A 24,450-nucleotide genomic window follows, 5' to 3' on the forward strand; every position below is an offset into this window, starting at 1 on the left:
ACGACAGCCGGTGCTGCGGACAGGAGCGACCATGGCGTCTGGGCTGGCACCGTCGGCCGGGTCCGGGCCGGGCGCTGACGTCTTGCCCGTGCCCGTCCTGCCCAAGGGCGGCCTGGCCGTGCACGGTCTCGGCGAGCAGTTCGAGGTGCACACGCACACCGGCGGCTGCTCGCTGACGATCCCGTTCGCCGCCAGCCCGGGGCGGGGCGCCAGTTCGGTCTCCCTCGCCCTCGCGTACCAGTCCGGCGGCCACCGCTCGCTGTTCGGGTGGGGCTGGGACGTCGGCGTGCCGAGCGTGGCCCGCAGACTGACCACGCAACTGCCCACCTACACCGACGCCGACACGTTCGGGGTGTCCGGGTTCGAGGACCTGGTCCCGCTGCTGGTGCCCGGCGGCGGTGACTGGCAGCCCTACGACGAGACCGCGTCGATCGACGGGGCGCCGCACCGGGTCGAGCGGTTCCGGCCGCGAGCCGACGACACCCACACCCGCATCGAGCGGTGCACGAACACCGCCGACGGCACGGTGTTCTGGCGGACGGTCGACGCCGGGGGAGTGACCCGGGTGTTCGGCCGCTCGGCCGGCGCGCGCATCAGCGATCCCGCCGACCCGACCGGCAAGACGCGCGTCTTCCAGTGGCTGCTGGAAGAAGTGCACGACGACCTCGGCAACGTCGTCGTCTACGAGTACAAGCGCGAGGACACCGCCGGCGTCGCCGACCGGCCCGGCGAGCGGCACCGGCTGGCGCCCGGAGCGTTGCCGCAGGCCAACCGGCACCTCAAGCGGATCCGTTACGGCAACGCGGTGCCCGGCGACCCGGCCAGCACCCGGTTGTCGGTCGTGTTCGACTACGGCGAGCACGACCTCGGCGCCGACGAGGTCCGGCCCTGGCCCGCCCGCCCGGACGCCTACTCCGACTACCACGCCGGCTACGAGCTGCGCACCTATCGCCTGTGCCGCCGGCTGATGATGTTCCACGAGTTCGACGACCTCGGTCCGGGCCCGTCGCCCCGGCTGGTCCGCACGCTCGAGCTGACCCACGACACCGACCCCGCCGTCACCCTGCTGACCGCGGTGACCCATGCCGGCTACCGCTGGACCGGCGCCGCCTACGCCCGGGCCGACCTGCCGCCGCTGGAGCTGACCTACACCGGCGCGCGGCCCGCGAACGCGCTCGCCGACCTCACGATGACCGAGGTCTCGGCCGGTGCGCAGGTGCGGTTCACCGACCTCGACGGCGAAGGGCTGCCGGGCATCCTGGCCGGCACGGCGGGCGGCTGGACCTACCAGCGCCCGCTCGGCGGCGGCGCGTTCGCCCCGCCGGTCGCGGTGCGCGAGCTGCCGCCCGGCGTCCACCCCGACAGCCTGCGCGACCTCGACGGCAGCGGCCGGCTGGCCGGCGTGTCCGAGGACGGCCCCTTGGTCGGCTCCACGATCCGCCGTCCCGAGGGGACGTGGGAGCGGTGGCGGCCGTTCACCACACGCGCCGTGCAGGAGCCGGCGTCGGAGCGGATGGACCTCGACGGCACCGGGTTCGCCGACCTCGTCGCCCGGGGCCCCGACGAGCTGTGCTGGACCCCTGGCTGCGGTCGCGACGGCTTCGGCCCGCCCCGCCGGATCCCCACGGCGGGCACCGATGCGGCCGGTCCGCGCCCGCCCAGCGCGGACAGCGGGCACGCCTGGTTCACCGCGGACCTGTCCGGCGGCGGGCTCGGCGACCTGGTCCGGGTCGGCAACGGCACGGTCGACTACTGGCCGAGCCTGGGCTGGGGGCGGTTCGGTGCCCGCGTGACGATGGGGGGCAGCGAGCCATTCGACGACACCGAGCACTTCGACTCCCGCCGGGTGCGCTTCGCCGACCTCGACGGCACCGGCACCGCCGACCTGCTCTACCTCGGTGATCGCGCGATCACCAAGTACACCAACCAGTCCGGCACCAGCTGGGCCGAGCCGGAAGTGCTCGAACCGGCCCCGCCGGTCGGCGCGATGGACGAACTGCGGGTGCTCGACCTGCTCGGCGCGGGCACGCCGTGCCTGGTGTGGACCACGTCGAGCCCGTCCGGTCCGCGAGCGCGCTACCTCGACCTGGCCCCGGCGGGTCGGCCGTGGCAGCTGATCCGGTACGTCAACAACCTCGGCGGCCGAACCGACATCACCTACGGCGCCAGCGCCCAGCTCTGCCTCGCCGACCGCAAAGCGGGCACGCCCTGGCGGACCCGGCTCGCGAGCTCGACCCAGGTGGTCACCGAGCTCCGGGCCACCGATCTGGTGGCGGGCACGGAATCCGTGCGCGGCTACCGCTACCGCGACGGCTGGTTCGACCCGGTGGAGCGGGAATCGCGCGGCTTCGCCCGTGTGGTCACCCTTGACGCGGAAACCGTTGCGGCGCCGGGGAACCCGCTCGACCTGCCGCCCGTGCGCACCGTCGAGTGGTTCCACAACGGCAGCGCGGACGCCGAGCCGGGCGGTGTGTTCACCGGCGATCCGGCGGCGCTGCGGCTCGACGCGCACGACCTGGCGGACGTGACGGGCGCGACCGAGTTCCGCCAAGCGGTCCGGGCGCTCGCCGGCCAGGCCCACCGCACCGAGGTATACGCCGAGGATGGCGTGAGCGACGCGCCGATCTCGGTCACCACGAACCGCGTGCGGGTCCGGCAGCTGCAACCCGCGCACGACGGAAGGCCGGGCGTGTTCCGGGTCGAGCCGCTCGAATCCATGACCGCGCACTACGAACGCACCGCCGACGACCCGCGCGTCACCCACGAGCTGACCCTGGCCGTGGACGACCACGGCGCGCCGACCTCGACGTCGACGGTGGCCTACCCGCGCCGGGTGCCGGAGATCGACGAGCAGAACCAGGTCCTGATCGGCTGGTCGCGGACCAACCTGACCACTGTGGACGATGCGACCACGCACCGGGTCTCGGTGCCGACCGGGTCGTGGGAGTACGAGATCACCGGGCTGCCGGTGCCGGTGTCCGGGAGGTTCGCCGCCGCCGACCTGGCCACGTCGTTGCCCACGCTGCCCGAACGCGACTACGGCGAGCCGGTCACGCCCGGCACCGCGCAGCGCCGGCTGATCAGTGCCGTGCACACGGAGTTCTGGGACGACGCGCTCGCCGCGGCGCTGCCGCCGGGGCAGATCGGCGTGCGGGCGTTGCCACGCAGGCGGCTCGTGTTCGCGTTGACGCCCCAGCTCGTCGCCGACGTCTACGGCGGCGAGGTCAGCCCGGCCGTGCTGGCCGGTGAGGGCGGCTACGAGCTGGCCGGCGGCCGGTGGTGGGCCGCCGACGGCGTCCGGGTCTACGACAGCGCGCGCTGCTACCTGCCGGTGCGGCACGTGAGCCCGTTCGGCAACAACGCGACGGTCGACTACGACAGCAACTCGTTGCTGGTCACGGCCGTGCGCGCCTCGAGCGCGGCCCAGCTGTCGCTCAACACCACCCAGGTCGTCAACGACTACGTGGTGCTCGGGCCGCGGCTGCTCACCGATCCGCACGGGGTGCGGCACAGCGTGGCGTTCGACCCGCTGGGCCGGGTGGTGGCGGAGTGGTCGATCGCGCCGGACGGCAGCGGCGACACCGACGCGCTGCCCAACACCGTGCACCAGTACGGGTCCGGCTCGTGGCGGGCCGGGACCGGTCCGGCGTGGACGCAGACCGCGCGCCGGGAACGTCGTGGTGATTCCACGAGTCCGTGGCAGGCGCAACGGCTCTACATCGACGGCATGACCCGCGTCGCGATGACCAAGGTACAGGCCGAACCGGGTGAGGCGTGGACGAGCGACGGCGCCGGCGGGGCGGTGCTGGTCGACACCGGTGCGAGCCCGCGCTGGGTCGGTACCGGGCGCACGGTGTTCAACAACAAGGGATTGCCGGTCGAGCAGTACGAGCCGTACTTCGCCGCCGACAACGGGTTCGACACCGCCGACGCGCTGGTGAAGCGGGCGCTGAGCCAGACCCGGCGCTATGACCCGCTGGGCCGGGTGATCCGGATCGACCACCCGGACGGCACCTACGCCACCACGTCCATCGAGCCGTGGCGGCAGGTCGAGTCCGACCGGAACGACACCGTGCTGACCAGTGACTGGTTCGCGGTCCGCAGCGGCGGTGGCGTCACGCCCGCGCAGGCGCGCGCCGCGTCGCTGGCCGCCGCGCACGCGAGCACGCCGACCGTGTCGTTGTGCGACGCGCTCGGCCGCGTGGTCCGCACGCGAGCCGACAACGGCACCGACGGCGTCTACGAGACCCGGACGCACCTCGACCTGGCCGGCACCCCGATCGCGGTCGACGACACCCGGGGCGTGCGGGTCGGCGAGCAGCTCAACGACGCCGCCGGTCGCGTCCTGCGCACCCGCAGCGTGGACGCGGGGGAGCAGCGGGCGCTGCCCGACGCGGCCGGGCGCGAGGTGCGCCACTGGTCGGCCACCGGGCACCGGGTCACCGTCCGCTACGACCTGCTGGGCCGCCCGACCCAGGTGCTGCGCCGCGATCCGGGCGGGGCGACGGACACGCTCATCGAGTACACGGTCTACGGCGAGCAGCACCCACAGGCGGTGAGCCGCTGCCTCGTCGGGCAGGTGCACCGGCGCTACGACGAGGTCGGCCTGTCCACCGCCGAACGCTACGACCTGGTCGGCAACCTGGCCGACGGGCACCGCAGGCTGCTGCGCACACCGGGCACGGCCGACTGGGGCGCCCTGGCCGGGCAGCCGCTGGCCGCGCTCGACGGGCTCACCACCGCGGTGCTCGACGCGGAATCCTTCGGCGCCGCAACGGAGTTCGACGCGTTGCACCGCCCGGTCACCCAGACCCAGCCGGACGGCACCGTGGTCCGCTACGGCTACGGCGGCGGCGGGTTGCTCGGCTCGGTCGCGCTCCGGTTCCCCGGCGCGGCAAGCGACAAGACCGTGGTCACCACCATCGCCTACGACGCCCACCGCAGGCAAACCCTTGTCACGTACGGCAACGGCGTCACGAGCACGATGACGTTCGACCCCGCGTCGCAGCAGCTGACCGGCCTGGAGAGCAGGCACGGTGCGACCGTGCTGCAGGACCTCGCCTACACGTACGACCCGGTCGGCAACGTCGTGCAGACCGACGACGGCACCGCGCAGTCGACGTACTTCGCCGGTGCCGTGGCCGGGCCGGGCGGCCGGTTCACCTACGACCCGCTCTACCGGCTGCGCACCGCGACCGGCCGCGAGCACGCGAGCCTCGGCAGCCAGCCGGACCGGCGTGAGCCCGCCTTGCCCACGGTCCCGCACCCCAATGACGCCAACGCTGTGCGCACCTACACCGAGACCTACTCCTACGACGACGTCGGCAACATCACCGGTTTCGCGCACGCCGCCGGCCCGAACTCGTGGACACGGCACTACCAGTACGCGCCCGGCACGAACCGCCTGGCGACGCACTCGCTGCCCGGTGACGCACCCGCCGGCCCGTACAGCGCGGTGTTCGGACACGACCCTGGCGGCAACGTCGTGGCGATGCCCGGCATGACGGCCATGGTGTGGAACCACGCGGGCAAGCTGGTCAGCGCCGACCTCGGCGGCGGCGGTTCGGTGACCTTCCACCACGACGGCGGCGCGAACCGGGTCCGCAAGGTCTGGCAACGCCTCGGCGGGCTGCGCGAGGAACGCATCTACCTCGGTGACCACGAGGTCTTCCGGCGCTACCGGGCGGGCACGCTGGTCTTCGAGCGGCGCACGCTGCGCGTGGCCAACGGCGCCCGCCAGGCCGTGCTGGTCGAGACGGTCACCCTCGACGCGGACAACCCCGCGGCGAGCCACGACCCCGTGCTGCGCTACCAGCTCGGTGACAAGTCCGGCTCCAGCGCGGTCGAGTGCGACGAGTCGGGGTCGGTGCTGTCCTACGAGGAGTACCACCCGTTCGGCACCACCGCGTTGTGGCTCGCCCGCGGTGCGGCCGCCGGCAAGGAGAAGGACGAGGAGACCGGGCTCTACAGCTTCGGCGCCCGCTACTACGCCTGCTGGCTGGGCCGGTGGCTCAGCCCCGACCTGGCCGGGCTCGTCGACGGCGTGAACCGCTATGCCTACGTGCACAACAACCCGCTGTGCCACACCGACCCGTCCGGGCTGATCAGCGAACGCGACCGGCAGATGTGGTTCAGCGAGGGCAAGTGGTTCTGGGGCCAGGCAAAAGCGAACTGGGGAGACCGCTACTTCTCGCGGGATCTCAAGCGGTACTTCAAGGGTGTCACGAAGCAGTGGGGCGGCCCGAAGAAGTGGGACATCGGCCACCAGGGCACGCCGCACGCGTTGATGAAACCCGGCGCCGTGGGGCCGGTCAGCGTCGAGAACCGGGCGTGGAACCGGTTCAAGGGCGCCACGTCGGACAAGGCCGCCGTCAACAAGGCGGTCGCGGGCGGCGCGACCAAGCGGGTCAAGGGCAAGTATCCGGGACCCAGGACGCCCATTCCGCACGGCCAGCCGGCCGCGCCGACCCTGACCCCCGGGATCAGGCCGAACCTGCCGGGCAAGCACCTGCCGGAAACCCACATGCCCAAGCCCCCGCCGAACGCGCCGCGGGTGGGGGAGCAGTTGAGGTTCAACTTCGGCAAGGAACCGGCGCCGACGATCAAGCCGGCCGAGCAGCTCTCGCTGGACTTCACCAAGCCGGCCAAGCCCGCCGCGAAGCCGTCCGGGCAGCTGGAGTTCGACTTCTCGGCCAAGCCCAAGCCGGGCGGTGGCGGGCCGGCCGGCGGCACACCGGGTGGGCCGCCCCCGAAACCCGTCGAGACCAAGCCGACCGCGCCGAAGTCCGCGGGTGACCCGGTGCCACCGCCGGGTGAGGTCGCGGTGCCCAAGCCGGCCTCGGCCAAGCCCGGCGCGCTGGCCGAGGACGCGGCCGCGCTGGGCAAGGGGACCGGGGCCGCGGCCAAGGAAACCAAGGCCGTGAGCGACGTGGTGAAGGAGGCCAACACCGCGGTCGAAGTGGCCAAGGACGTCAACACCGTGGCCAAGGACGCCAACACGGTCAACGAGCTGGTGAAGGACGCCAAGACGGTCGGCACCGTCGTGAAGAACGGCACCCCGCTGGTGAAGGACGCCATCACCGTGACCAAGGAGGTCAGCACGCTGACCAAGGTGGTCAACACCGGCTCGAAGGTGGTCAAGGTGGCCGCCCCCATCGTGAAGGTGGCGGCGCCGATGGTGCGGGTGGTCGGTGAGGTGGCCAAGCCGCTGGGCGTCGGCGTGGCCCTCGTCGACCTGGGCACCGCGCACAACAACTCCGACCGCCTCGTCGCCACCGGCGACCTCGCCGCGGGCGTGGCCGTCTACTTCGGACCGGTGGGCGAGTCCTTCACGGCCGGCTACACCGTGGGCGGCCTGGTCGACAAGGGCATCGAGAAGGCGTCGAAGGCGACCCTCGGCGTGGACCTCTCACCGTCCAACGGCATCGCCAAACAGCTCGAAGCGGCCGACAAGGTGGCGTCCTACGTCATCCCGGACGACTCGAGCAAACCGGCCTACAAGAACGAGAACAAGGTCGCCTGGTTCCTGATCGACACCCTCGGCTTCTGATCACCCTGCCGCACGACCTGGAGAGAAACCGCAATGAGTGAGAACTTCCGCGCGCTGTCGGTCGGCCAGTCCGGCCCCGCGGTGCGCACGCTGCAGGCGCGGCTTCTCGACTTCGGGGCCGCGCCGACCCACGACGAGCTGGTCGCCGGGATGTTCGGGGCGAGCACCCGCTACCAGCTCATCGCCGTGCAGCAACGGTTGCAGCTCCCGGCCACCGGCGTGGCCGACCCGGACACCGTGCGGGCCCTGAACGCCGCCGAGACGACCCGGCACGGCTACGTCGTGGGCCTGGTGCTCGGCCCGCGCGAGGAGCCTGCGACCGGGGTGACGGTGCGGGCCTTCGACCGCGACATGCGCGCCGAGCAGCCCCTCGGCGAGCCCGCGGTGTCCGGTGTGGACGGTTTCTACCAGGTCACCTACACCCTGGACCAGGCCCGGGAGGCGGAGGCGGGCACCGCGGACGTGGTGGTGCGCGCCTACCAGGGCGAGATCCAGCTGACCGATCCGCCGATGGCGGAGACGGAGTTCAACGCGGGTCCGCTGGTCGCGATCACCGTGCGGCTGGCCGTGGCCGTCGCGCCGGAGGAGACCGAGTACGAGCGGATCGTGCGCGTGCTGCGGCCGCTGGTGGGCAAGGTGGCGCTGACCGACCTCGCCCAGGACGAGCGCCACCAGGACCTGACGTTCCTCAGCGGTGAGACCCGCATCGCCGCGGCCAAGATCGAGCACGTCGCCGTGGCGCACCGGCTGCTGGCGGCCACCAAGATCACCGCGCCGTTCTTCTACGCGTTGTTCGCCCTCGACACGCTCGCGTCGGCGACCCACTGGGCCAGTTTGACCCCGCGGCTACGGATCACGCTGGCCAGCGAGGTGCACCCGCTGCTGCTGGACATCGCGTTGCTGTCCGATGAGGACATCACGGCCGCCGTGCGCCGCGCGGTCGAGACGTTCCTCGTGCCGCGCGCCGTGCTGGACCAGCTGCCGGAGATCCTGGAAATGCTCGGCGCGTACCGCGCGGAGGCGCGCCGGTACGCGGCCGAGCAACGCGAACGCGTGCTCAACGACCACCTGCAGCACCTGCTGGACTCCGACCTCGTCGCCCAGGTCACGTCCATCATGGACGGTGACGCGTTCGGCGACCTGCCGGGCCTGTTCGACCGGCTCTTCGCGCTGGACCCGGTGGCGCCGCAGCAGCAGGCCGACCGGACCCGCGGCAAGCTGTCGCTGGTGGAGTTGCTCGGCAACGACGCCGGGCTGATCGAGCACGTGCGGGCCGAGCACGGCCTCGACGGCTTCGACGACGCGCACCGCCTCGCCACGATCGCGCCGGCCGACTGGGCCAAGGCCGTCCAGGAACGGGCGGACCGTCCGGTGGACGACGAAGACGCGGCCCGCCAAGGGGATCTGCTGGCCGAGCGGATGGCCAACCGCTACCCGACCACCGCGTTCGCCCACCGCCTGAGCACCGACGACGAGGCGCCGCTGCCGCACGCCGCCGCCGTCGCCGACCTGCTCGCGACCAACCCCGAGTTCGACCTCGCCACCGGTGACGTCCGGTCGTTGCTGGCCGAGCACCCCGAGTTCACCGGGTCCGGTCCCGCCGCTGCACTGCGTTCCGCGCAACGGGTGTTCCGGCTCGCGCCGAACTACGCGAAGTCCCGTGCCCTGCTGGCCGACGGCCTGCACTCGGCCGGGGCGGTGCTCGCGCGTGGCCGCGACCGGTTCGTCCGCGACGCCGTGCGCAGTGGCGCCTTCGACGCGGGCGCGGCCACGGCGGCGTTCGCCAAGGCCGCCGACGTGCACACCGCGAGCCTGGTGCTGGCCGGACAGCTGACCGGGGCCGCGTCGGCCACCATGCTGCCCGCGCTCGCGGAGGCGCCGGCCAAGCTGGAGCCGGTGGTCAAGGACTTCCCGTCGATGAAGAGCCTGTTCTCGACCATCGACCTGTGCGAGTGCTCGGACTGCCGCTCGGTGCACGGCGCGCCCGCGTACCTGGTGGACGTGCTGCAGTACCTGAGCCACCGGCTCGTCACCGACACGACGACCACCCCCGCGGTGACGGTCAAGGGCGCGCTGACCGCGTTGCTGCAGCGCCGTCCCGACCTCGCGGTGACCGATCTCAACTGCGCCAACACGAACACCGAGCTGCCCTACCTGGACGTCGTCTGCGAGTTGCTGGAGGACGCCGTCGCGCCGCACGCCGGCATCGCGTTCGCCGGTGCCGTGGCGGCGGGGCCGGTCAGCGCGTCGCTGCTGAGCACGTTGCAGGGCGCCGACCTCGCGTTCACCACCGCCGCGATCGTCTACGGCCCGGACCTCGACGGCGGCTACGTCGTGCGGGACACGGCCGCGGTCGCGGGCCTCACGCCCGACGGCGGCGGCTGGCGGATCCGCACCCTGCGCCAGACGTTCGGCACCAGCGCACAGGTCAGTGCCGCGCCCGAGTACGTCAACGACGACGCCTACGCCCGGCTGGCGTCCAGCCCCTTCTGCTTCGCGCTGCCGTTCGACCTGTCCCACCAGGAAACCCGGCGCTACTTCGCGCAGTTCGACGTGGACCGCGCCGAGCTGATGCGGTTGCTGCAGACCGGTGGCACGCCGTCGGACGCCGCCTGCGCCGCCGAGTCGCTCGGGCTCAGCGACGCACAACGGCTGGCCGTGGTCACGCCGGACGTGGCCAACCAGCCGACCATCTGGAACACCCCGGCCGCGCCCGCGGCCAGCACGTTGTCCACAGTGGCCACGTTTCTCATCCGGGCCGGCATCACCTACGCCGACCTGCTCGACCTCGTCGACCGGCCGTGGCTGGACGGCGGCCAGGACCTCTTCGTCCGGCACCTGGACTCGACCAGCGACCTCGCCCAGAAGCAGATCGTCAACCTCGACGACACCGCCCTCGACCGGTTCCACCGCTTCCTGCGCGTCCGCACGGCGACTGGGTGGCCGACGGCGACCCTGGACCGCGCCATCCGCAGCTCGGCCTGCGGCAAGGGCGTGCTCGACGACGCCTGCCTGATCGCGATCACCGCGCTGATCCGGGCCTCGCGCGCGATGGGCCTGTCGATCGACGCGACCCTGGATCTGCTGGAACCGTTGTCGCTCACCGACGGCACCTACCCGGCGACGTTCCTCGACCCGGTGCGCACCGGGTCGGTGGACAGCCGGTTCCAGCCGGCCGCCGTGCTGGCCAACGAGGCCGCCGAGACCAGCACGCCGGGCTCCGGTGGCAAGCTGTCGGCCGCGGCGGGCTACCTGGGCCTCGCGCTCGGCACCACCCCGGCCGACACCGCGACCGTGCTGGCGCTCACCGGTACCGACCCGGCGCTGACCACCGCCAGCGTCAGCCGGGCGTACGCGCTGGCCCGGCTGTGCGTGACGCTGCACCTGAGCGCCGCGGACCTCGACTCAGCCATCGCGGTCACCGGCCTCGACCCGCTCGCGTCCGCCGACGACCTGACCGCGTTCGCCACGGCCGTCACCCGCCTGCGCGCCACCCCGCTGCCGCCGGCCACCTGGCGCTACCTGCTGCGCCACGAGGCCGCCGACCTGACCACCTACGAGGTGGCCGCGGACACCGTGACGTCCTTGCTCACCACGTTGCACGACGTCTACGCCAAGGCCGCCCTCGCCGACGCCTCGCCCTACGACGCGGACGCGACCCCGGCCGAGAACACCCGCGCCGTGCGGCCGTTCCTGAACCGGCTGCCCGGCATCACGGCCGGGTCGGTGGCCACGGCGCAAACCCTGCTCGACGACGCGTGGACCGACCCGGCGGTCACCGAGGCCGCCTTCGTGGACGCGACGTTCGGGCCGTTCTTCGACACCACCGCGCTCAAGGCGGCGCTGACCGCGCGGGCCGCGGCCGTGGCGCCCAAGGACGCCGCGCAGAACGCCGTGATCGAGGCGCTGGCCACCGCGGTCAGCGACTACCTGTACCGCACCGACCGGGAGACCGCGCTCGGCACCGCCGTGGCCACCGACCTGGCCGCGGAGGCGGACGTGGTCGACGCCCTGCTGAACCACGCCCACCTCGAGGAGCCCGTCAGCGCGGGTGGTCCACTGCTGCACGACGTCCTGCTCGACGACGACACCAGCGCGGCCGCGACCGACCTGAAGGAACGGTCCATCCGGTTGCTGCACACCATCAGCCTGGCCACCGGGAAGCTGGAGCTGACCGCGACGACCATCGCCTGGCTGCTCGACAACGCGAAGGCGTTGGGCTGGCTGCGGTGGGACCACCTGCCCTACGAGGCCGGCCAGCCGGTCACGACCTATGCCGAATGGTTGCGGCTCAACGACTTCCTCGACCTGCTGGCCACCTACCCGGACACGGTGGACCCGGCCCATCCAACCGTCCCGGTGACCGCACAAGGGTTCTACGACGCCGTGCTGGCCGGCGGACCCGCGCTGGGCACGCTCGCCCTGCTCACCGGCACCGACCCGGACACGCTGACGGCGCTGGACACCCACCTCGGTTTTGCCGTGGCCGACTACACCGACCCGGCCACCGGCAACCGGCTGCTGGCCGCCGCGACGGTGTTGCGGACCTTCGGCCTCGACGTGCCCGGTGCGGTCGCCGTGACCGCCCCGGTGCTCGGCCCGGCCGAGGCCAAGCGGATGCGTGCCGCGCTCAAGACCCGCTACGCCGACACCGAGTGGCTGGGCGTGCTCAAGCAGATCCAGGACGGCCTGCGCCCGCTCAAGCGCGACGCCCTGGTCGCCTACCTGCTCGCGGTCAACCCCCACCTGGCCGGCGTGGACGACCTGTACGACTACTTCCTGATCGACGTGCAGATGTCGGCGGGCATGGCGACCTCGCGGATCGTGCAGGCGCACGCCACCGTGCAGTTGTTCGCCATGCGTTGCCTGATGGCCCTGGAACCGACGTGCGTGGCCCAGGTCGGCGTGGACGACGGCTGGGCGCAGTGGTCGTGGATGGCCAACTTCCGGGTGTGGGAGGCCAACCGCAAGATCTTCCTGTGGCCGGAGAACTGGCACGTGCCGAGCCTGCGCGACGACCGGTCGGAGCTCTTCGTCAAGCTCGACGACCAGCTCCAGCAGGACGCGCTCACCGACCTGTCGGTCGAGGACGCCACCGGCGCCTACCTCGAACGCCTCGACGACATCGCGCACCTGGACGTGATGGCCGTCTACTACGACACCGCCGCGCGGATCGAGCACGTCTTCGCCCGCACCAAGGGCGGTGCGCCGTACACGTACTTCCACCGCCAGTTCATCGCCGAGCGGGCCTGGACGCCGTGGACGACCGTGCCGCTGGACATCACCGGCGACCAGTTGCTGGCGTTCTCCCGCAACTCCCGGCTGACGCTGGCGTGGCCCGTGTTCACCTCGGAACCCGACGACAAGAAGAACCCGCCGGACACCCCGGACCCGGCCAGCCTCGGCGGCGGCAAGGCCAACGACAAGCCGGACAAGCGCTGGAAGATCCAGCTCGCGGTCAGCGAGTACGCGGGCGGGCGCTGGCGGGAGAAGCGGATCTCCCACGACGGCCTCCACACCTTGTTCGGACCGACGCAGTACGACCCGTCGCACTTCAACTTCTTCGTGTGGGCGCTCGGGGCGACCCAGGCCATCACGTGCTTCAGCCCCGGTGGCTACCTCGGCTCGTTCGCGCTGACCGGGTGCAAGGGCTACCCCGAGCCGCAGCAGGGCGGGTCGCTGGCCATGCAGCTCTACCCGCGCTTCAAGGACACCGACCTGCTGGCCGACCGGTTCACCCCGTCCTCGGGGTACGTCGGCGAAGAGCTGACGATCAAGCAACTGCCGATCACGCCGCCGCAGCCGATCTTCGGCCAGACGCCGTCGGGCCCGTTCGAGATCACCTACCCGTTCCAGCTGACGGTGATCGACTGGCTGGTCGTCGCGATCGAGCTGTGGGCCCAGGCGCACGCGACCCAGAACCTCGCCTACGGCGAGATGCGCCGCCAGCTCGCGTTGCCGCTGGGCACGCTGCTGCCGTACTTCTACGGCGACTACAACCGCGGTTACGTCCTGGTGCCGGGGTTCTACCCGGTCACCAACCGCCGGGACCACCCGAGGCCGGTCACCGAGGCCGACCTCGCCAAGTACAAGAAGACCGCCTCGGACGTGCTGCAGCTCATCGACGACGTGACCGCGCTGGTCGTCACCTACGTGGCGAAGTTCAAGGCCACGCCCGGGATGACCGCCGCCGAGCTGATCGACGAGCTGAAGAAGGACCCGGCCTACCTGGCCGTGGTCGCGCAGATCGATGCGTTCCGCGGCCTGCGCTACGGGCTGAACGTCCGCAACTTCCACCACCCGCTGGTGTGCCGGTTCCGCTCCGAGCTCAACGCCGCCGGCGTGCCCGCGATGATGCGCCGCGAGGTGCAGCTGGCCGACACCGGCTTCGACTTCGCCGCGACCTACCAGCCGCAACCGATCGTGGTGCAGCCCTACCCGCGCGAGGACGTCGACTTCGAGCTGGCCGGTGCGTACTCGTCCTACAACTGGGAGCTGTTCTTCCACCTGCCGTTCGACATCGCGACCCGGCTGGGCGAGGACCAGCAGTTCGAGAAGGCCCGCGACTGGTACCACCTGATCTTCAACCCGGTCGGCATCGGCGACCGGCCCGCGCCGCGGCGCTACTGGAACACCAAGCCGTTCTTCCAGACCACCCCCGCGGACTACCTCGAGCAGCGGATCGACACGATCATGGGCACGATCGCCGCCGACCCGGCCGGGGCCACCATCGGCGACCTCGCGTTCGAGGTGGACCAGTGGCGGCGCAACCCGTTCATGCCCGACGTGGTGGCCCGCTCGCGTCCGATCGCCTTCCAGGTCGCCACGGTGATGAACTACGTGCAGAACCTGGTGGACTGGGGCGACAGCCTGTTCCGCCAGTTCACCCGCGAGTCGGTCAACCAGGCGACCCAGCTCTACGTGCTGGCGGGCAAGCTCCTGGGCAAGCGCCCGGACATCGTGCCGCCCGCGGTGCCGGTGCCGGACATGACGTACGCGCAGCTGCGGGGTGAGCTCGACCTCTTCGGCAACGCCCTGCTGGACCTGGAGAACCTGGTCCCGGACCTGAACCTGTTGCCGCACAAGGGTGGCGAGCTCCCGCCGCCGCCCGCGACGCTGACCTCGCTGTACTTCTGCATCCCGCCGAACGAGAACCTGCTCGCGCTGTGGGACCTGGTGTCCGACCGGCTCACCAAGATCCGCAACTGCGAGAACATCGACGGCATCGCCGCGTCGCTGGCGTTGTTCTCCCCGCCGATCGACCCGGGCGCGCTGGTCCGCGCGGCCGCCGCGGGCCTGGACCTCTCCGCGTTCCTGGCCGGGCTCGGCGCGCCGCCGCCGCACTACCGGTTCGTGACGATGGCGGGCAAGGCCACCGAGCTGACCCAGCACGTGGCCGGCCTTGGCTCGGAACTGCTCGTGGCGCTGGAGAAGAAGGACGCCGAGGCGCTCGGGCGGCTGCGTGACGAGCAGGAGATCGCGGTGCTCGACTCGGTGCGCGCGGTCAAGCTCGCGACCATCGAGGAAGCGAAGGGCTCGCTGGAATCGTTGCGCAAGGGCAAGGACATCGCCCAGGAGAAGCTCGACTTCTACACCGCGCAGCCGTTCATGTCGACGTGGGAGTACACCGCGGCGGCGCTCAACGGGGCGTCCCTGCTGGGCGAGGCCGCGGTCGGCCTGGGCTACGCGTTGTCCGGTGGCCTGCGGGCGATCCCCGACTTCCTGGCCGGTGGCGCCGGGTTCGGCGGGTCCCCGACGGTCACCGTGACCACTGGTGGCGCCAGTGCCGGCAAGTCGGGGGAACTGGCCGTAGGCGCGTTGTCGTCGCTGGTCCGGGCGGCCGAGAAGGGCGCCGGGATGGCCAACACGCAGGCCACCTACCACCTGCGTGCCGACACCAACGACTTCAACGCCGAGCTGGCCCGCCGGGAGATCGCCCAGATCGACCAGCAGATCACCACGGCGCAGCTGCACCTGGACATGCTCGCCGCCGACCTGGCGACCCACGACCTGCAGCGCAAGAACGCGCAGAAGGTCGCGGACTTCATGAAGTCCAAGTACACCAACAAGGAGCTCTACACCTGGATGATCGGCCAGCTCAGGTCCGTGTACTACCAGGCGTACAAGCTGGCCTTCGACACGGCGAAGAAGGCCGAGCGCTGCTACGTCTACGAACTCGACCGCGACGACTCGTTCATCGGGTTCGGGTACTGGGACAGCATGAAGAAGGGCTTGATGACCGCGGACGCGCTGCTGCACGACATCAAGCGGATGGAAATGGGGTACCTGGACCACAACGCCCGTGAGTACGAGCTGACCAAGCACGTCTCGATGGCGCAGCTGGACCCGGGGGCGTTGCTGCAACTGAAGAACACCGGCAAGGTCACGTTCTCGGTGCCGGAGCTCGCGTTCGCGCTGGACTACCCGAACCAGTTCCACCAGCGGATCGTGTCGGCGAGCGCCACCCTGGTCTGCAACGCCGGGCCGTACACGACCGTCGGCGTCACGATGTCGTTGGTGGGCAACAAGTACCGCAAGTCGACGGCCGCGCGCACCGGCGCCGTGACCGACAAGGACAAGTACGCCGAAGACCCGGGCAACGACCCGCGGTTCGCCTACAACATCGGCAGCACGGCGTCGATCGCGACCAGCACCGCGGTATCGGATTCGGGCTTGTTCGAACTGAACTTCCACGACGAGCGCTACCTGCCGTTCGAGGGCGCGGGCGCGGTCAGCACGTGGCAGATCGAGATGTCCACGGCCTTCCCGCAGTTCGACCCGGCGACCATCTCGGACTTCGTCCTGACCCTGCGCTACCGCGCCCGCGAAGGCGGCTCGTCCTTCCGCGCGATGGTGGAGAAGGGCGTCGCGGCGGTCATCAACGAGACGGCGCTGAACGCGGGCAGGCAGGGCCTGTACCTGTCGTTCGACATGGCCGCGAGCTTCCCGGACGAGTGGTGGCAGCTCAAGCAGACCGGCTCCACGACCCTGACGATCGGCGAGCAGCACCTGCCGTACTTCGCCCGGTCGCACACCCCGGTGCTCGGCCCCGCGACGTGGGCGGCCAAGGTCGCGGGCGCCCCGCCGAACTACGTCCTCACCGTCGGCGGCACGGCGACCACGATCAACCGGGATCCGGTGATGAAGAACCTGTGCGTCGGCACAGCGGGGACGCCGGTGCTGGGGACGCCGATCACGGTGAGCGCCAACGCGGCCAAGCTGGAGGATCTGGTGGTGCTGGTGCACTACACCGTCACGTGAGCGCGGCGGACCTTTCCGCTCAGCCCCAGACTTCCGCGGCCGTCTCGACGATCAGCGCGAGCTTGGCGACCTGCTCGTCGTAGGTGAGCGCGTTGCCCTCGACCGTGGAGGAGAAGCCGCACTGCGGGGACAGGCAGAGTTGGTCGAGGGGCACGTACCGGGCGGCCTCGTCGATGCGGCGCTTGAGCGTGTCCTTGGACTCCAGCTCGCCGCGTTTGGTCGTCACCAGACCGAGCACCACGAGCTTTCCCGGCGGCACGAACCGCAGCGGTGCGAAGGTCCCGGACCGCTCGTCGTCGTATTCGAGGAAGAAGCCGTCCACCGCGAGCTCGGAGAACAGGGCCTCGGCCACGAAGTCGTAGCCACCCGACGCGGCCCACGACGAGCGGAAGTTGCCCCGGCACATGTGGGTGGTGACGCGCAGGTCGGCGGGGCGGTCGGCGATGGCCGCGTTGATCTGCTTGAGGTAACGCAGGTGCTGGTGTTCGGCGTCGTCACCGCGGGCGGTCAGTTCCGCGCGCTGGGCCGGGTCGTTGAGGTAGGCCAGGCTCGTGTCGTCCAACTGCAGGTAGCGGCACCCGAGGTCGTACACGCCGCGCACCTGGTCGGCGTACGCGGCCGAAAGGTCCGTCCAGAACTGCTCCTGCGACGGGTACACCGCCGGGTCCAGCGCGGCCGGGCCGCCGCGGTAGTGGACCATGCTGGGCGACGGGATCGTCAGCTTCGGGGTCACCGCGCCGGCGACGTCCTTCAGGAAGGCGAAGTCGTCGGCGAAGATGGTCTCCGGCAACCGAATCGGACCGTCCACGCGCAATGCCGCGGTGGTGAACTCGATCTGGCCGTCGGGGGAGGAGAACCGCACTTTGATCGGCTCGTCCGGGGCCGGCGACACGCCGCCGAGCTGGTAGATGAAGTCCATGTGCCACGACGCGCGCCGGAACTCGCCGTCGGTCGCCGACTGCAGTCCGACCGCCGCCTGCATGGCGACCACCTGTCGGATCGCGTCGTCTTCGATGGCGCGCAACTCTTGAGCCGAGATGCGGCCGTTCTTGTGGTCTTCGCGGGCCGTGTGCAGCTGGGCCGGGCGCAGCAAGCTGCCCACGTGGTCGGCGCGAAACGGTGGCAGGGCCATGGAAGAGCAAGCGTAGTCGGTGCACGGGCGTCAGGCGCGCCGAATGCACTCGGTGAACGCCGCCGGCCGGCCGGCCATTGCCCGCCGCGGTGCCGCCGCCGGGAAAGCGGGCCACGGCATCATGGTGCGGTGCCATACCGCATGCTGCTCGCTGACGACGACCGAGCGATCCGGGAGTCGTTGGTGCGCGCGCTGGAGCTCGAGGGTTACGAGGTCGTCGTGGCCGGCGATGGGGTCCACGCCCTGGCCACGGCCCGGCACGAGCGTTTCGACGTGCTCATCCTCGACGTGATGATGCCGTCGGTGGACGGGCTCGGGGTGTGCCGGGTGCTGCGGGCCGACGGCGACAGCACCCCAATCCTGATGCTCACCGCCCGGGTCGAGACCTCCGACCGGGTGGCGGGCCTCGACGCGGGCGCGGACGACTACCTGCCGAAGCCGTTCGAACTCGACGAGCTGCTCGCCCGGTTGCGGGCCCTGCTGCGCCGGGCCGCGCCGGACGCAACCGCCGGCCCGGCCCAGCGGTTGCGGCTCGATCAGCTGGTCGTCGACCCGGGCGCGCGGCGGGTGTGGTGGCGCGACATCGAGATCACCTTGTCCAAGACGGAGTTCGACCTGCTGGAACTGCTGGTCCGCAATGCGGGGATCGCGCTGGACCGGGCTACCATCTACCGGCGCATCTGGGGTTACGAGTTCGGCCCGGACTCGAAGAACCTCCCCGTCTACATCGGCTACCTGCGGCGCAAGCTCGAGGACGCCGGGGCGGCTGAGCTGATCCGCACCGTGCGCGGCGTCGGCTATTCGGTGCGTGCGCGGTGAACCTCGCGGCCCGGCTCGCGCTCGCGTTCGCCGCCGTCGCCGCGGTGGTGGCGGGGCTCGTCGGCGTCTTGAGCTACCAGACCGCCTCCGACCGGGTGCAGGACGAACTCGACCGTACGCTGCTGACCACCGCGGCGGAGGTCACCGCCGGCGCCACCGCCGTGCTCGAGCCGAACACCGCGATCGCCGGACCGGACGACGACCACGACGAGGCGCAGCCGATGGTCGCGCAGCGGATCGCCACGGACGGCAGCGTGCACCGCGTCGGTGGCCGCTCGCTCACCCTGCCGGTCGGTTCCGACGAACGCGTCCTGGCCGCACACGGCAAAACCGGTGATCACCTCTACCACGACGCCACGGTGGCGCCGGACGACTACCGCGTGATCACCGTCGCCCTGAACTCCGGACAGGGTGCGTTGCAGCTGGGTATCGACGTCGATGAGACGCGGCACGTCCTGGCGTCGCTGGCCAACCGGATCGCGATGGTCAGCGCGCTGGTGCTGGTGGGTGCCGCGGCCGCTGGGTGGTTCATCGCCCGCCGCGTCACCCGTCGGCTGGTCCGGCTGACGCGGCTCGCCGAGCAGGTCAGCTCCAGCGGACAGCTCGACGTCGGGGTGTCCGGCGGCGGCCGTGACGAGGTCGGCCGGTTGGCGGAGTCCTTCGACACCATGCTGAGCAGGCTCGCCACCGCTCGCGCGGACCAGGAACGGCTGGTGCAGGACGCCGCGCACGAGTTGCGCACGCCCTTGACCAGTCTGCGCACCAACGCCCGGGTCCTGCGCAGGTTCGGTGAACTCGACGCGACAGCGCGGGAGCGGCTGCTCGAGGACGTCGACGGCGAGACCCGTGAGCTCACCCACCTGGTGAACGAACTGGTCGAGCTGGCCACCGGTGGCTACGAGGAGGAACCGCTCGGGCCCATTGAGCTGCACGGGGTGGTGGCGCGGGCGGCCGAACGCGTGCGACGCCGGACGGGGCGGGAGATCCGCGTCGACACCGAACCGGTGCGGGTGCCCGGCCGGCACCGGTCGATCGAGCGAGCCGTGACGAACCTGCTGGAGAACGCCCTGAAGTTCGACCGCGCTGGCCCAGTGGAGCTCGTGCAACGCGGCGACCGGATCGAGGTGCGCGATCGGGGGCCGGGCATCGCGCCCGCGGATCGAGCGCACGTCTTCGACCGGTTCTACCGCGCCGACACCGCCCGCGCCCTGCCCGGATCGGGCCTGGGGCTCGCGATCGTGCGCCAGGTCGCGCAGGCCCACGGTGGCGACGTCATCGCGGCGGAGCGACCCGGAGGCGGCGCTGTGGTGGGCTTCACGGTGGCCACGGACCACGTCTCGCCGGACTCTTGACCAAACCGAGGCCATCACCCGGTGCGCACATCGTTGATCCACTGATCCGCACACCGGCGCCCGAGTGTCGGACCTGTTGTCGGTCACAGTGTCCCGCCCGTCGCTGCTGTGGGCCGTCGTCTACGCCACCGCGGCGTTCGCGCACGGACCGGGCGCCGAGGTCTGGTGGCGACTGCGCGTCCGACTACGAGATCACCGCGGTGGCGTGGGGTCAGGCCGAAGCCGCCACAGGTTCCCGCGTACGACGCGACCACAGGCCTTCGAGGGCGAGCTTCCCCGGCCCGGTGAAGGCCACCACCAGCAGTGCCCAGCAGAACAGCGCGGCGGCCTCCCCGCCGTTGCGGATCGGCCAGAGGCCGTGGGGCGCGTGCACGGTGAAGTACGCGAACGCCATGGAGCCCGAGCCCAGGATCGCGGCTGGTCTGGTCCCGACGCCGACGCACACCAGGATGCCGCACACCAGCTGGATGAGCGCGGCCCACCAGCCCGGCCATTGGCCCACCGGGGCCGGGTGTGCGCCGAAGAGGCCGAAGATGGTCTTGAAACCGTGGCAGGCGAACAAGAAGCCGATCACGATGCGGAACAGCCCGATGATGTGGTCGCGAGCTTGGTCCAAGCGGTGCATGGGCCCTCCGGGCGCCGACGGGCGGGCACGGCGAGGCGCCCGCGGGACGGGGGATGAACTCGGCGAAACAGTTCTCGCACAACGGAAAGCACAACGTGTGACGAGAAAGGCACGGCCAGTTATACCGTCGGTGTCCTCGGGTGGCACCCGCCGAACGTCGTAGTCCGGCGGATTCTCACCAACCTCTTACCTTCGGTTTCCGTCAGCCGGTGAGCGACGCGAAGAGCGTGGTGCAGCCGGGTCGTCCTCCAGGTCCGCGACGAGGAAGCACCGCGGGCCCTGCCGTGGCAGGTCCACAAAGGACTGTTGGTGATCCGTGGACCCGGTCCGGAGTGGGCGTAACCGATCACGGTGCCGCGAAGACGGTGTGGGCCGAGTTGCCGATCCTCACCACGCCGGCTGGGTCCAAACCCAGACGGGCAGCCACGACGCCGGTTCAGCCGGGTGACGCTGTAGCTCGTCGACCGCCCGCGCGCACGTGTCCTGATCGGCTTGGGATGGTCAGTCGTCGTCCTGCTGGCGGTTGCGGTCCAGCGGGAGGAACCCTTCGGCGGCGAGCGCCGCGAGGCCGACCGCGGGCAGGTCGCTGACCGTGCGGTAGACGAGCACGCGAGGCACCCACCGCGGCCGGAACTTCGAGTTGAACACGCGAAGCGTGTCCAGCTGGATGCCGAACCGCCCGTCCATGCGGTGGATCAGCCACGCCGTCACCGCCTGGGCCGGGTTGCGCTCGGCCGCCGGGTCGAGGATCGCCCGGAACGCCGCGAAGTTCAGGGACAGCTGGGAGATCCCCTCGCCGTAGGCCCACTCGAGCATGTCGACGATCATGCGTTCGCTGGCGCCGTTGGGCGCGTCCGGCAGCCTGCGCATGATGTCCACGGTCAGCGCGGTCGCGTCGCGGCACCGCAGGTACCGCTGGAACCCGACCGGCTTGCCCTCGCGGTCACGGCAGACGATCACCACGCTGTCCGGGTGATCGCCGCTGAACAGGTCGCCCAGCGCCATGGAGAACCCGAATTCCCGCTGGCCTTCGCGGGCCTGGCTCAGCACCCGCAGCAGGTCCTGCCGCAGGTCTTCGGGCACGTCGCGTTCCCGCAGGACCTCGGTCGTCAGCCCGGCGTTGCGGGACCGGCTGACGGCTTGGCGGGCGTTGCGCATCGGCCGCCCGGCGAGGGTGAACGCGGGTACGTCGATGACCGCTTCGTCGCCGATGTAGAGGGTGCGAAGGCCGAGTGCGTGGAACAGCTGCGCCCGGTCCTGGCGCGCGCCGACGATCGCGGGGCGCCAGCCGTGCCGGTCGCAGCGGTCGACGAACTCGCGTACGGCGTCGGGGAACGCGTCGACGTCGCCGACCGGGTCGCCGCTGGCGAGCCCGACGCCGCGCACGTAGCGGTAGCCCAGCACGGCGCGCAGGTCGGGGGAGAAGACCAGGTGCTTGTCCCGCCGCAGCACGAACGGGTCGAGGGTGTCGGCAGCGGCGGCGGCGACCATCCGGCGAGCCACCGCGCGGTCGTCGCCGGCCGGTCCACCGAACGCCACAGGTGCGAGCAGCGCGAGCAGGAACACGAGGAACGTCAGTGTGCCGAGCCCGGTCAGCGAGGCCGGGAACCAGTGGGCGAACGGGCCGTGCAGCGTGAGCGGGCCGGGCAGGCCGACCAGCCGGGCGCTCACCTCCGCGAACGTCGCCGCGTTGATCACCCGCAGGTGGGTGTACAAGCCGGCAAGCCCGTACACGACATCCAGGGCGAGCAGGACCGCGACCCGCGGCACCAGGTCCAGCACGCGGGCCGGTCGCAGCGGGACCACGAACAGCCGCCGCCACCGCAGCAGCAGCGCCGCGAGGACGGCGGTGACGGCCGCCGCGGGCAGGTCCAGCCCGCGCACCAGGTGCGCACCCGTGGCGATCAGCAACAAGGCGACCGTCATGTAGAGGGCCAGCCTGCGCCGTTGCGCCACCCCACGACCGACCACCACCAGGGCCGCACCGGCCAGCACCGCGGTGCCGTGCGCCACCTGGCGGCCCGTCACGGTGAAGAGCAGTTCGGCCAGGTCCAGCCCAGCGGGCCACGGCCGGCCGAGCGTCGAGACGAGGGTGAGGACCCCGGTGGCGGCCACGGCCGCGCCGAGCCACCGTGCCCGGCTGTGCGTCGTCCCGGCGGCGGCCGGCACCAGCGCACGCGGACGGGCGGCCCGCAGCTGCGCGTCCAAGTCGTCGACCCCCTGTCGCACGTGGTCCATGATCCGACCATCGTCGTACGCGGTCGAATCGGCACACGGCTCAGGTGGCGCTATGCGGCGATCTTGATGCCGAGCCCGGTGATGGTCTGGACGTCGATGCACAGCACGGTGTCCCGGCGGCCCGGCGCCCACGGCCGGGTCATCGGGGACAACAGCTCGGCGAGCCGGTCGATGTCGGTCTCGATGCGTGCCCGCCCCGTGGCGATCACGCTCCACCCCGTGTGCGTCTGCTCGTCGACCTGGTCGGCCTCGAACGCGACCACGGCGCCGTCCAATCGGGACACCCAGCGCGAGGGGCCCAGTCGCAGCACGACCTCGCCGCGCACCAGTTGGTAGTTCACCAGCCGGATCGACGGCAGGGCGTCCTCGGTGAACACCAGCCGCCCGATGCTGAGGCTGCGCAGCAGCCGGTAGCACTCGGCGGCGGGCAAGTCCGCCATTTCCGTCTTCGCCAGCACCGCCGCTGACCCCCTTCGCTATCGACCTACGCTCCCGCGACGATGGCGGACCGCGCCCGTGCCCGCCGAGAGTCCAAGGTCACCGGACGCAAGGCCCTTGGCAACGGCGAACCGGAGGCCGTGTAATGGACCGCATGTGCCGGTTGTTCGGGTTGTCGGCGGCACCGTGCCGGGTGCGGGCCACGTTCTGGCTGCTGGAAGCGCCGGACAGCCTCGCCGCGCAGAGCAGGAACGAACCCGACGGCACCGGGCTCGGCTACTTCGGCACCGACGGCACCCCGCACGTGGACAAGCAGCCGATCGCCGCGTACGCCGACCGCGACTTCGCCAGGGACGCCAAGGAGTGCGAGTCCACCACGTTCCTCGCCCACATCCGGTACGCATCGACCGGCGGGCTCGAGGCGCGCAACACCCACCCGTTCGAACAACAGGGCAGGCTCTTCGCGCACAACGGCGTGATCACCGACCTCGACCGGCTCGACGCGGAGCTGGGCGAACACCGGAAGCTGGTCACCGGCGACACCGATTCCGAGCGGTTCTTCGCCCTCATCACCAAGCGCACCGAGGCCTGCGGCGGTGACCTCGGCACCGGCATCGCCCAGGCGGCCCGATGGGTGGCGCGGGAGCTGCCCGTGTTCGCCCTCAACCTCGTGCTGATCACGCCGGACGAGCTGTGGGCGCTGCGCTACCCGGCCACCCACGACCTCTTCGTGCTCACCCGCCGCCCGGGTGGCCGGCAGGGCGACCGGCACCTGGACCACGCCAGCCGGTCGGGACGCATCCGGGCCCGTTCCGGCGAACTGGCCGACCGCGGGGCCGTGGTCGTGGCGACCGAGCGCATGGACGAGGACCCCGGCTGGGTCAACCTCGCGCCGGGCCAGCTGCTCCACGTCGATGGCAACCTCGGCGTGCACACCCGGACGGTCATCGACCACCCGCCGCGCCGCCCGCTCACCCTCGCCGACCTCGGCGAGCGTGCCGCCGCGTCCCAGCACGGCTGACCGACGGCGATCAGC

General features: G+C 71.6%; 9 protein-coding genes. 5 read left to right on the plus strand and 4 right to left on the minus strand.

Features of this window, described 5'->3' with window-relative positions; all coding sequences use genetic code 11:
• Window positions 1-31 precede the first annotated feature (31 nt).
• A complete protein-coding gene (locus EV186_RS32180) occupies window positions 32-7,549 on the plus strand; it encodes a SpvB/TcaC N-terminal domain-containing protein (RefSeq protein ID WP_133853269.1) in 7,518 nt (2,505 codons plus the stop codon).
• A 33-nt stretch (window positions 7,550-7,582) separates the two neighbouring features.
• Window positions 7,583-16,810, plus strand: a complete 9,228-nt coding sequence (locus EV186_RS32185; protein WP_133853270.1) for a Tc toxin subunit A-related protein — start codon at window positions 7,583-7,585, stop codon at window positions 16,808-16,810.
• A 19-nt stretch (window positions 16,811-16,829) separates the two neighbouring features.
• On the opposite strand, the gene EV186_RS32190 is transcribed toward EV186_RS32185, so the two are convergent.
• The gene (locus EV186_RS32190) at window positions 16,830-17,942 is read right to left on the minus strand and encodes a 5-methyltetrahydropteroyltriglutamate--homocysteine S-methyltransferase (protein ID WP_133853271.1); all 1,113 of its coding nucleotides are present in this window, start codon (window positions 17,940-17,942) and stop codon (window positions 16,830-16,832) included.
• A 141-nt stretch (window positions 17,943-18,083) separates the two neighbouring features.
• Here EV186_RS32190 and EV186_RS32195 point away from each other — a divergent pair, with 141 nt between their 5' ends.
• Complete coding sequence (locus tag EV186_RS32195) at window positions 18,084-18,761, plus strand: response regulator transcription factor (RefSeq protein ID WP_133853372.1); 678 nt, start codon at window positions 18,084-18,086, stop codon at window positions 18,759-18,761.
• A complete protein-coding gene (locus EV186_RS32200; protein WP_133853272.1) occupies window positions 18,758-20,113 on the plus strand; it encodes a HAMP domain-containing sensor histidine kinase in 1,356 nt (451 codons plus the stop codon). Before EV186_RS32195 ends, EV186_RS32200 begins: the two co-directional genes overlap by 4 nt.
• Before the next feature lie 211 nt (window positions 20,114-20,324).
• Here EV186_RS32200 and EV186_RS32205 read toward each other — a convergent pair whose 3' ends face one another.
• The 3 genes from EV186_RS32205 to EV186_RS32215 form a co-directional block, all read right to left on the minus strand.
• The gene (locus EV186_RS32205; RefSeq protein ID WP_133853273.1) at window positions 20,325-20,738 is read right to left on the minus strand and encodes a DoxX family protein; all 414 of its coding nucleotides are present in this window, start codon (window positions 20,736-20,738) and stop codon (window positions 20,325-20,327) included.
• Window positions 20,739-21,239: 501 nt separating this feature from the next.
• Window positions 21,240-22,967: a bifunctional lysylphosphatidylglycerol flippase/synthetase MprF gene (locus EV186_RS32210; protein WP_166659427.1), complete on the minus strand. Its 1,728-nt coding sequence runs from the start codon at window positions 22,965-22,967 to the stop codon at window positions 21,240-21,242.
• 59 nt (window positions 22,968-23,026) lie between these two features.
• Window positions 23,027-23,416 carry a pyridoxamine 5'-phosphate oxidase family protein gene (locus EV186_RS32215; RefSeq protein ID WP_133853275.1) on the minus strand — a complete coding sequence of 130 codons (390 nt, stop codon included), beginning with the start codon at window positions 23,414-23,416 and terminating at the stop codon, window positions 23,027-23,029.
• A 152-nt stretch (window positions 23,417-23,568) separates the two neighbouring features.
• Between EV186_RS32215 and EV186_RS32220 the strand changes: the two genes are divergently transcribed.
• On the plus strand, window positions 23,569-24,435 hold the full coding sequence (locus tag EV186_RS32220) for a class II glutamine amidotransferase (protein WP_133853276.1): 867 nt from the start codon (window positions 23,569-23,571) through the stop codon (window positions 24,433-24,435).
• Window positions 24,436-24,450 lie beyond the last annotated feature (15 nt).

Source organism: Labedaea rhizosphaerae (genome assembly GCF_004362825.1).
In the GTDB taxonomy this organism is placed as follows: Bacteria; Actinomycetota; Actinomycetes; order Mycobacteriales; family Pseudonocardiaceae; genus Labedaea; species Labedaea rhizosphaerae.